The sequence below is a fragment of the Synechococcus sp. H55.8 genome, assembly GCF_047462375.1.
Classification (GTDB): Bacteria; Cyanobacteriota; Cyanobacteriia; order Thermostichales; family Thermostichaceae; genus Thermostichus.
On sequence record NZ_JANSJC010000008.1, the window covers coordinates 76,232 to 86,140 of the forward strand.

Annotated in this window: 9 protein-coding genes; 5 read left to right on the forward strand and 4 right to left on the reverse strand. The window is 60.8% G+C overall.

The genetic code is table 11. From position 1 onward, the window contains the following. The first annotated feature begins 150 nt into the window (after positions 1–150). The 3 genes from gyrB (at position 151) to NW862_RS05415 (ending at position 3,416) form a co-directional block, all read left to right on the forward strand. Positions 151–2,079: a DNA topoisomerase (ATP-hydrolyzing) subunit B gene (gene gyrB, locus NW862_RS05405; protein WP_414335672.1), complete on the forward strand. Its 1,929-nt coding sequence runs from the start codon at positions 151–153 to the stop codon at positions 2,077–2,079. A 344-nt stretch (positions 2,080–2,423) separates the two neighbouring features. Next, on the forward strand, positions 2,424–3,035 hold the full coding sequence (gene plsY, locus NW862_RS05410; protein ID WP_414335787.1) for a glycerol-3-phosphate 1-O-acyltransferase PlsY: 612 nt from the start codon (positions 2,424–2,426) through the stop codon (positions 3,033–3,035). 36 nt (positions 3,036–3,071) lie between these two features. Further along, positions 3,072–3,416 (forward strand): gamma-glutamylcyclotransferase, encoded by a 345-nt coding sequence (locus tag NW862_RS05415; protein ID WP_414335785.1) that lies wholly within the window; start codon positions 3,072–3,074, stop codon positions 3,414–3,416. Here NW862_RS05415 and NW862_RS05420 read toward each other — a convergent pair. The 4 genes from NW862_RS05420 to minC all read right to left on the reverse strand — a co-directional run bounded on the left by NW862_RS05420 (position 3,413) and on the right by minC (position 7,808). Beyond that, positions 3,413–5,596 carry a cation:proton antiporter gene (locus NW862_RS05420; RefSeq protein ID WP_414335783.1) on the reverse strand — a complete coding sequence of 728 codons (2,184 nt, stop codon included), beginning with the start codon at positions 5,594–5,596 and terminating at the stop codon, positions 3,413–3,415. The genes NW862_RS05415 and NW862_RS05420 overlap by 4 nt on opposite strands. A 234-nt stretch (positions 5,597–5,830) precedes the next feature. Continuing rightward, a complete protein-coding gene (minE, locus tag NW862_RS05425) occupies positions 5,831–6,181 on the reverse strand; it encodes a cell division topological specificity factor MinE (RefSeq protein ID WP_414335782.1) in 351 nt (116 codons plus the stop codon). A gap of 80 nt (positions 6,182–6,261) precedes the next feature. Further along, a complete protein-coding gene (minD, locus tag NW862_RS05430) occupies positions 6,262–7,068 on the reverse strand; it encodes a septum site-determining protein MinD (RefSeq protein ID WP_414337293.1) in 807 nt (268 codons plus the stop codon). Beyond that, on the reverse strand, positions 7,065–7,808 hold the full coding sequence (minC, locus tag NW862_RS05435) for a septum site-determining protein MinC (RefSeq protein WP_414341945.1): 744 nt from the start codon (positions 7,806–7,808) through the stop codon (positions 7,065–7,067). Before minC ends, minD begins: the two co-directional genes overlap by 4 nt. Positions 7,809–8,356: 548 nt before the next feature. On the opposite strand from minC, the gene NW862_RS05440 reads away from it, so the two are divergent. Beyond that, positions 8,357–8,818, forward strand: a complete 462-nt coding sequence (locus NW862_RS05440) for a hypothetical protein (RefSeq protein WP_414335779.1) — start codon at positions 8,357–8,359, stop codon at positions 8,816–8,818. A 60-nt stretch (positions 8,819–8,878) separates the two neighbouring features. Further along, complete coding sequence (locus NW862_RS05445) at positions 8,879–9,694, forward strand: DUF2993 domain-containing protein (RefSeq protein WP_414335777.1); 816 nt, start codon at positions 8,879–8,881, stop codon at positions 9,692–9,694. The last annotated feature ends 215 nt before the right edge of the window (positions 9,695–9,909 follow it).

Below are 9,909 nucleotides of genomic sequence, written 5' to 3' on the forward strand. Positions count from 1 at the left end.
CCCCAGAAGCGTCTGTGTGGCTATTCTAGCCTTTTGTGCTACCATAGGGGCAGTTTTTTGGGATACTAGACTCACTCCTGGCCTTTAAGGTCAATTTTCTGGGTTTCTGTGGATCTTGGCTGGGGGTCTTCTTCAGGATTGGAGTTGCGAATGACGGAAAACTACGGTGCAGAGCAGATCCAAGTTTTGGAAGGCTTGGAGGCTGTGCGCAAGCGGCCTGGCATGTACATTGGTTCCACCGGGCCCAAGGGGTTGCACCATTTGGTGTACGAGGTGGTGGACAACTCCGTCGATGAGGCTTTGGCCGGCTATTGCGACGATATTCAGATTACCCTCTACCCCGATGGCTCGGTGTCTGTTTTGGACAATGGCCGCGGCATTCCGGTGGATATTCATCCCAAAACTGGGCAGTCGGCCCTGGTGACGGTGCTGACGGTGTTGCACGCGGGGGGCAAGTTCGGCGGCGGCGGTTATAAGGTCTCCGGCGGGCTGCACGGGGTAGGGGTGTCGGTGGTCAATGCCCTCTCCGAATGGGTGGAGGTGACGGTTTGGCGGGAGGGCAAGGTTCACTTTCAGCGGTTTGAGCGCGGGGCGGTGGTGGGATCCTTGCAATCCGAGCCGCAACCCCAGGGATCCAACCGGCGGGGTACAGAGGTGCGCTTCAAGCCGGATGGGCTGATCTTTCCCGAGCGAGAGTTCGACTATGCTCTGTTGGCGGCCCGCTTTCGCGAGTTGGCCTACCTCAACGCTGGCCTGAAAATTACCTTCACCGACCTGCGGCGGGATCCACCGCACCGCGAAACCTATCAGTATGCGGGCGGCATCAAGGAATATGTAGCCTTCATCAACCACGAAAAAACCCCCATTCACTCCGACATCATCTACATACGGGGGGAGCGGGATGGCGTCGAGGTGGAAGTGGCGCTGCAGTGGTGCTCGGATGTCTATACCGACACGTTGATCGGCTTTGCCAACAACATCCGCACCACCGAGGGGGGCACCCACTTGGAGGGCCTGAAAGCCTCTCTTACCCTCACCATCAACAGCCAAGCCCGCAAGCTCAACAAACTCAAAGATTCTGACAGCAACCTGGCCGGAGAAAACGTGCGGGAGGGGCTGACGGCTATCGTCTCGGTCAAAGTACCCAACCCCGAGTTTGAGGGGCAGACCAAAACCAAGTTGGGCAACACGGAGGTGCGGGGCATTGTCCAGACCCTCGTCTCCGAGGCGCTGGCGGAGTATCTGGAGTTCAACCCCAACGTGGCCAGGGGGATCGTCGATAAAGCCATCCAGTCCTTCAACGCTGCCGAAGCAGCCCGGCGGGCCAGGGAATTGGTGCGGCGCAAATCCGCCCTGGAATCTTCCACGCTGCCGGGGAAGTTGGCCGATTGCAGTTGCCGTGACCCGGCCGAATCCGAGGTGTATTTGGTGGAAGGCGACTCGGCGGGGGGCAGCGCCAAACAAGGTCGGGATCGGCAGTTTCAGGCGGTACTGCCTTTGCGCGGCAAGATCCTCAACATCGAAAAGGCAGATCCCGCCAAGATCTACAAAAATGCCGAGATTCAGGCGATGATCACGGCGCTGGGGTTGGGGGTTAAAGGCGATGAATTTGATCCCAGCCAACTGCGCTACCACCGCATCATCCTCATGACCGATGCCGACGTGGACGGCAGCCACATTCGCACCCTGTTGTTGACCTTTTTCTACCGCTATCAAAAGGCCCTTCTGGAACAGGGCTATGTCTATATCGCCTGTCCGCCGCTCTACAAAATCGAGTGGGGCCGCAATAATGTTCGCTATTGCTACAGCGACGCCGAGAAGGATCAGATCGTGCGGGGATTGCCGGCCAACGCCAAGTACACTATCCAACGGTTCAAGGGTCTGGGGGAAATGATGCCCGAACAACTTTGGGAGACCACCATGAACCCGGCAACGCGCACCCTCAAACAGATCACCATTGAAGATGCGGTGGAGGCGGATCGCATTTTCACCATCTTGATGGGAGATGCTGTCGGCCCCCGACGGGAGTTTATTGAGGCTCACAGTGCCCATCTGGATCTGGCGGCTCTGGATATCTAGCCGATGGCGGGAAGCTTTGCCCTCTGGAGGAGGGTCGCTCTCCACTGTCGGCAGTTACAGTCGTTTCCAACAGGATTAAGACACTTTGCCGCCGGCCCAAGCGCTCCGCGCCGCTCACGCGACCACCCCCGACCCCTCTCCCTCAGGGAGCAGCCCAAGCGCTCTGCGCCGCTCACGCGACCACCCCCGACCCCTCTCCCTCAGGGAGAGGGGAGTTAGGGATAGGCGCGTTCGCGGCAGCATTGCGTCGCAACAACGACGTAGAGAAACGTTTCATGAATAGGTCAGGGAGTTGCAGCTCAAGCCATGTGGCAAAGTGAGGGAAGAGCGTTCAAGATCCGGCCATGCCTACATTGTTTGCTGCTCTCCTGGCGGCGCTGGGGGGCTATCTCCTGGGATCCATCCCCACCGGCTACTGGGTAGGCCGTTGGTGGGGCGGCATCGACCTCCGCCAACAGGGATCCGGCTCGACGGGGGCAACCAATGTGTTGCGGACGCTGGGCAAGGGGCCGGCGCTGCTGGTGTTGCTGGTGGATGCTGCCAAGGGGGCGGCAGCGGTGGCCCTGGGATCGGCTTTGGGATCGCCGTGGTGGGTGGTCGTAGCGGCCCTGGGGGCGGTGATCGGCCATAGCCGCTCCTGTTGGCTGGGCTTCAAGGGGGGCAAATCGGTGGCCACCAGCCTGGGGATCTTGTTGGCTATGGCTTGGCCGGTGGCGCTGGCCACTTGCGGAGTCTGGCTACTGGGGATCGCCCTCACCCGCATTGTCTCCTTCAGCTCTTTGCTGGCGGCGGTGGTGGCCCCGCTGCTGATGTGGGCAATGGCTCAGCCTCTGCCCTATGTGTTGTTTGCCTTGGCGGGCGGAGTGTATGTGATCGGGGCTCATCGACGCAACATCGAGCGCCTGCTGGCCGGCTCGGAGCCGCGCATCGGCCAAAAATTGGCCCAATCTCCCTAATTCACCCTGTCCCAGAGCACGATGGAACAGACGACAGTGGTTTTCGTTTACGGATCCCTGCTGCGGGGTGGCCAGTACCACAGCCTGCTGCAAGGAGCAGAGTTTTTGGGAACCGACAGCCTCAACCACATCGACCTCTACGATCTCGGCCCCTACCCGATGGCGGTTCCTGGCCAAAATCGGCTCTACGGCGAGCGCTACCGCATTCCCTTGAGCCTGTTACCCCGCCTAGACGAGCTGGAAGATCACCCGCGGCTGTACGAACGACGGTGGGTGCAATTGGAGAGCGGCACCTCGGCCTGGGTATACCTAGGTCGGCCCAAGCAGGTGCAGGGGTGCTCGCTCATCCCCAGTGGCCGCTGGCTGCCTCGAGATCCCTAGAGATCAAAGTGGAGCTTGACGCCCTCAACATACTGGGGCAGTAACTCGGCTGAGGGTGGATCCCATTCCGGGGGATCCGACTCTCTGGCAAAGGGAGCAGCGGCCTCTACAGGGCTGGACGTGCGCTCCAGGTAGTAGATGCGATCTCCGCGTCGCCAAACGTCCGGCTCAGGCAGGTAAAACAACCGGCCCAGTTGAGACGATCCGCCTCCCTCCCGGAACCAGCCCCCCAAGCGCTGCGGGCGCACCAGCAACAAAGGCAGGCAGAGATCGGCTTTGATGCGGTAGGCAAACTGATCCCGCAGCCGCTCCAACGTGGGATCCTCCACTTCCATCTGGGCTGAAAAGGGGTTGAGCAGAGCTGAGCGCGCCGCCGAGATCGACTCCTGGGCCGAGGCCACTGTCAATTGGGGGGGCTTCAGACCCAGATCCGCCAAGGTGGGCAGGGTGATCGAGCGCAACTCGGCCCGGTTGGCCTCCAGGTAGCCGGCCCAGCGCTGCAGTTGGGAAAAGGGGATCGGCAGGGTGCGGATCCCTTCTGAGATGGGCATCTCCGGCAGCAATACCGTCCAGATGGCAGCGGAAACCGAGAGCTTCACCATCAACTCGGCAATGGCCCAGTTCATCTGGGGATCCAAAGTCAGGATCAGCAGCGTCTCCGCATGGTCGATATCGGCTTTCAAGAAGGCTGACTCGCTCAGCACGGCTTCCTGCAAAGATCCGGGAAGCACCTGGCCAGGTTCCTCCAAGGACTCCGTCCCGCTGACGCGAACGGGCAGAGCTTTGGAGAGCCCATTGCTGGTGGGGGGCTGGGGCCCTGAGGTATGGCCGGCTTTGTGGCCGTTGAGCTCGGCTGGGCCGACAGGCTCGCGCAGACGGGATCCCGACGGCAGTGGCAGCACCTCCACCGCCTGGTTGAGGGAGCGCAGCAACTGGGCCAACTGGTCGACCAGCGGATGGTTGCCGACGATCACGGTAGAACTGCCCTGATCCAAGCCCAGCCAGCGGGCCACCCAGGCGGCGGTCAGCCCCTGCACCGTCACCGTGAGCGAGATGGTCAAAAACACCAGCGCCTTGAGGGCATCTCCCCCGGTAATGCCCCGCTCGGTGAGCAAAATGGCAAACAAAGAGGCCACCGAAGCCGCCACAATGCCGCGGGGGGCCAGCCAGGCCACAAACAGCTTCTGCCGCCAATTGAGGTCGCTGCGCCAGGTACACAGCCACACGCTCAAGGGGCGCACCACCAGCATCAGGCAGAGCACCGTGGCCAACGCTCCCCAGCCCAGAGCAAATACCGCCTTCAGAGAGAGGGTGGACGTGAGCAGGATAAACAATACCGAGATAGCGACCACCACCAACTGGCCGTGGAACTGGCGCACGCTCCGCTCGGCAATGGCCGCCTTCTGCCGCACCACCAGGCCCGCCATCACCACCGCCATCAGCCCCGCCTCGGAGCGCAGCGACTGGGCCAGGGCAAACACCCCCAGCGCCCCCGCCAGCACCACCGAGTTGCGCAGCTCCTCCGTCAAAAACTGCCGCGACCAGAGCAGAAAGGATCCCATCAGCCAGCCCCCCAGCGCCCCCACCGCCGACCCAATGGCCAAGCGGCTGGACAACTGCTCCAAGGCCATGAGGAAGCTGGGGTGGCCAGAAAGCACCACCTGCAGCACCACCACCGCCAAGATGGCCCCCACCGGATCGATGAGCACCCCTTCCCCTTCCAGCAGGGTGCTGACGGCGGAATCGACCCGTACCCGCTTCAGGATGGGGTTAATCACCGTCGGCCCCGTCACCACCACCAGGGATCCGAACAAAAAGGCCAGGGGCCAGGGAAACTCCCCCAAATAGTGGGCCGCCACCGCTCCCCCCACCAAGGTCAGCAGGGATCCCAACAACACCAAATTGCGCAGGCTATCGGAGACTTGGTTGAGGCGTTGCAGCCGCAGGTTCAGCCCCCCCTCAAACAGGATCAGAGCCACCGCCAACGACACCAGCGCCTCCAGCCCGGATCCCATAACCTGGGGGTGAACCCAGCTCAGGCCATCCGGGCCCAGCAGCACCCCAAACAGGAGCAGGAAAACAATGCTGGGCACCTTGACAAAATTGGCCAGGACTTGAGCTGCGATCCCGGCCACTAGGGCCAGCGTAAACAGGATCGTCAGCTCAAAGGAGTTTTCCATGCCGAGGCTCAACCTCCCTTAGCGAGAACTCTGTCCCAGCAGTTCTGTCTTGGTTAGCGTTGGGGCCACAGAAGGTTGACATGAACAGGCTGTTAACAACTACAAGTCGCTCCGGGCCGGGACAGACACAGGTGGGAGCAGCGAGAAAGCATCTTGACGAACAGGCAAACTCTGGCCGAATGTAACACTTTTATGTAACACCTTGAAGTTACTGCTCCTTGAGTCTAGGGTAGCTCAGGCCGAAGGTGAACTCAAATGGCCGCCCTCGGAGGGGGCAGCTCCCTGTTGCAGGCTGTCCTCTTGGCAGGGGCCGGCCTCCGCCAGGGGCTTGACACGACGAATGGGCAGGTTGGCGATCAGGGCCGTCGTCCCCCCTTCTGCCGCCAAGTGAAATTGCAGCCCCTCCGCATCCAGCTCCACATAGCGGGACACCACCCCCAAAATCTCCAGCCGCATCGCTTCCAAGGCTGCCGGGGTGAGGTCGGTGCGGTCGTGGGCCAAGATCAGTTTCAGGCGTTGCTTGGCCTGCTCGCGGCTGCTGCCGGAGTGGCGGGAGAAAAGCTGATCTAAGAAATCGAGAAGCATGGGCCTTAGCGGTAGCTGGAGTCAGTCGTCAAGGCGAATGGGGATGGGCAAACCCAATCCAAATCAGGCAGAAGAGCCATTCAAAGCACCTTTTGGTTTAAAAACCGCTTGGCTTTTTCCCAGAAAGACTCACCCAAGCTGGCCAACTTGGGGAATTCCACCGTCTCCCCTTCCAGCCGTCGGGCAATGCGCTGGATGGCCTGAGCAGCCAGAGTTGGGTTGGCCGAGAGGACTAGGGGCTCCCCTTTGTTGGTGGAGACGATCACCTCCCGGTCTTCTGGAATGATACCCACCAAGGGGATGGCCAGCACCTCCACCACGTCTTCCACCGACATCATCTGGCCGGCTACCACCATATCGGGGCGCAGGCGGTTGACGATAAGCTGGGTCGGTGCAATTTGTGCAGCTTCCAACAAGCCCACTACGCGATCTGCATCCCGCACTGCCGCCACCTCCGGGGTGGTGACGATGAGTGCCTCGCCGGCCCCCGCGATGGCATTGCGAAACCCCTGTTCGATCCCTGCCGGGCAGTCGATCAGCACATAGTCGTGGCTGCCGGCCAGCTTCTCGATCAACTGGCGCATCTGATCTGGGTTGGCCGCCGTTTTGTTGCGGGTTTGGGCTGCTGGCAACAGCGAGAGATTGGGGGTGCGTTTGTCTTTCACCAACGCTTGTTCAAGGCGACATTCCCCCGCAATCACCTCTAGAGCCGTGTACACCACCCGATTCTCCAGCCCCAGCAACAAGTCCAGGTTGCGCAGGCCAAAGTCGGCATCCACCACCACCACCGAGCGACCCAAGCGCGCCAAGGCAGTGCCCAGGTTGGCCGTTAGGGTGGTTTTGCCCACCCCGCCTTTGCCAGAGGTTACGACAATGACTCGGCTCATACCCCCCTCCGCAGAAAATCCTGAAGGCTGGCAATGCAGATGGCATCCTCCTGCAAGTAAACCACCTCTGGCGTGTCGGGGGGGGATCCACCCTCGGGTGGACGGGCCACCTGATCGGCAATGCGCAACTGAGTCGGCTCCAACTGCAAAGCCAAGATCACAGCACTCCTATCTCCCTCGGCGCCGGCATGCACCAGCCCTCGCAGACGTCCCCAAACCCAAATGTCTCCGCCCGCAATGATCTCGCCGCCAGGGTTGAGATCCCCCAGCAAGAAGACCGAGCCGCGGTGGCGCACGGACATTCCCGAGCGCACTGTGGATCGCAGGTAGAGGGGGGTGGTATCCGGGGGGACAGGGGGAATCGCCTCTAAGGGGGAAGATTGTTCCACAGAATAGCCCAGCGTCGCCGCCGCAATCGCCGTCGAGCGGGATCCGGTTTGGACGCGCCACAGTTGCAGTCCATGCTGGGACAACAGGGCAGCAAGGATTTGTAAGGCAGGCATGTCCAGCTCTCGCCCTTGGCACCACAGGGTCAGGGGGGCCACTCCTGCCCAGTGGGGTTTGCGGCTGCGCAACTGCCACACCAAGTTCTCCCAAACTTCTTCCCAGGTCAGGGTGCTGGGCAGGTGCAGATGGATCCCTTGGGCATCCGAGCGAAAGTACACACTGCCCGTAGCCCAGGAGTCTGGAGATGGGGTAAGCGGGGAGATTTCAGGGTTCCATGTAGGGGATCCCATCATGACGGCGCCTGAACATTTGCCCGAATATAGAGCCTCATCCTATTCCATTCTTCCCCAGGGGTATGGTGCAATTTTTGGCCAAATCGCTCAACATGGCCTAGTCAGCTCCGGCAGCTCCACTTGGCCTGCGCAATCTCTCCCCCAAACCCAGCGCACCGAAATCGAGATCTTGCCTGTGCTGCCGGTTTTACCCTATAGCCCAGGGCCAACAGACATGAGGGATCCCCGCCATCGATCTGGCCAACTCACTCCAGCGCTAGTGTACCAACCCTTTTGGGTCTTGCGCAGGGGTGTTCAATGGGTTGCATCTGGACAACCATGAGCTCAAGAGCAGAACACAGGGTCAGTTTGAAGAGAGCGCCGAGCTGTGCCCAGCGGATCCCATATCCAAGTTTGGTTTATAATCTTTTTAGATTTCGGCTTAGCTTGGATTTGAAGAGGTCAACTTTAGCCTGGCTGAGCTGTACGGCTCTTCTGCAGCGCCCCACTGGGTCTAGATCCTTTCCCGTCCTGTTTGGTTTGTTTTTCTATCAACTTGGGAGATTCTTATGGCCGTTCCCAATGGTCATTCCAGCACGCTTCCAGAGCAAGAAGCCTCTTCTGTGGGAAAGGACTCCGTCTCGCCAACGCAGATGGGTAGCCCTCTGAACCTGGCTCCTCTGCCTGCTGAGGGGGCCTCTGCTCAGATGCCGGTACTGCTGACGGAGAGATCCGGCCCGCCCGTCTTCCCCAGCCCTGTCAAGTTCAGCAAGATCGAGATCGACCACCGTCCGGTGGGGGCTTCGACCCTGAAGGTGGTGGATTACTATGCCGACGGACGTCCGGTTGCCGCCGCAACTCTTAAGGTTGTGGATACCTGGGGCGAGGGGCGCCCAACGGTTGCCTCGGGGGCCAAATTCATCCATGATCCCGCCCTCAATCGTCCGGTGATGGCCGATGGCCTGAAAATTGCCAAAACCTTCCTGGGCAACCGCCCCATCGAGGCCAGTCCCCTCAAGGTGCTGCGCTAGCCGGGATCCCCAAGATGGCCCCTTTGCTAACCTGGGCTGGGGCGCATCAGGGTGGTGAGTATGGAGCTCCTGGCGATTCTCGTGGGGCTGTTGGCAGGCTTGGGAGGAGGAGCAGGCTATCTGGCAGATCAGACGGCACGGCAGCTTTTGCTGGATCAGTTGGATCGGGCCGAGGTTTTGGAGGTGCGCATCCAAAGCCGGCCCAACTACCGTCTGCTGAAGGGCCAAGCGGATCGCCTGCTGATTGCCGGTCGCGGGCTGTATCGGGCCCCTTTCCCCCGCCTTGAGCTTCTCGAGTTGGAAACCGATCCGGTGGCGATCGATCCCTCTTTTTTTCAGGGGGCTCCCCTGCGCCTGGCGCGACCTCTGCAAGCTGCGGTGCGGGTGGTGGTGCGAGAAGAGGACTTGAATGCTGCCCTCAACCTGCCAGAGGTGCTCCGCCAGTTTCAGGATATTCAAGCAGATCTGCCCTTTGGCGGAGCTGGCAGGGAAGCTCGCCGTTTTGACCTGCGTCAGCCCCGCGTCGAGTTTTTGGATCCCAACCGTATTCAGCTTTCTGCCCTCTTGGTGGAGCGGGACGGCGGCACCGAGCAGTCGGTCGAAGTGGTGTTCAACGCCGGGATCCGGGTGGAAGAAGGGCGCAGCCTCAAGCTGGAGAATCCGGAGTTTGTCATCGGTTCTGTACGGGTTCCTGATGAGATCTCAGCAGCCTTCTTGGGCGGGCTCAATAGGGTGTTTGACCTGCAAGAGCTGGAAGAGATCGGGATCCTGCTGCGGGTGCTCAGCCTAGAGATAGAACCTGACCAATTGCAGGTGATTGGGTTTGTGCGGGTGGAGACGCTGGAGAAGATCATGATCCCTGACGCGGACGGCTAGAGATCCCGGTTGAGCATGGATGCAATCTTCAGCTAGAAACCGCAGGAGCCCCGCCCTGTACCCCCCTCTGTCCACCCGTATACGGGGGGAAGGCGGGCCGGTCAGGGTCGGGAGGAATGCGGACGACGGATAATCGTGACATGACCCAAGTCCTGACTATCTCCTGCAAGCTCAAGGTGTCTGCTTCGCAAGCCGTGAAGCTAGAGGCAACCTTG

What these genes read in the sequence shown, in the direction of transcription:
- gyrB (WP_414335672.1), top strand. Translation starts at nt 151, where the DNA reads ATGACGGAAAACTACGGTGCAGAGCAGATCCAAGTTTTGGAAGGCTTG.
- plsY (WP_414335787.1), top strand. Translation starts at nt 2,424, where the DNA reads ATGCCTACATTGTTTGCTGCTCTCCTGGCGGCGCTGGGGGGCTATCTC.
- NW862_RS05420 (WP_414335783.1), bottom strand. Translation starts at nt 5,596, where the DNA reads ATGGAAAACTCCTTTGAGCTGACGATCCTGTTTACGCTGGCCCTAGTG.
- minE (WP_414335782.1), bottom strand. Translation starts at nt 6,181, where the DNA reads ATGCTTCTCGATTTCTTAGATCAGCTTTTCTCCCGCCACTCCGGCAGC.
- minD (WP_414337293.1), bottom strand. Translation starts at nt 7,068, where the DNA reads ATGAGCCGAGTCATTGTCGTAACCTCTGGCAAAGGCGGGGTGGGCAAA.
- minC (WP_414341945.1), bottom strand. Translation starts at nt 7,808, where the DNA reads ATGATGGGATCCCCTACATGGAACCCTGAAATCTCCCCGCTTACCCCA.
- NW862_RS05440 (WP_414335779.1), top strand. Translation starts at nt 8,357, where the DNA reads ATGGCCGTTCCCAATGGTCATTCCAGCACGCTTCCAGAGCAAGAAGCC.
- NW862_RS05445 (WP_414335777.1), top strand. Translation starts at nt 8,879, where the DNA reads ATGGAGCTCCTGGCGATTCTCGTGGGGCTGTTGGCAGGCTTGGGAGGA.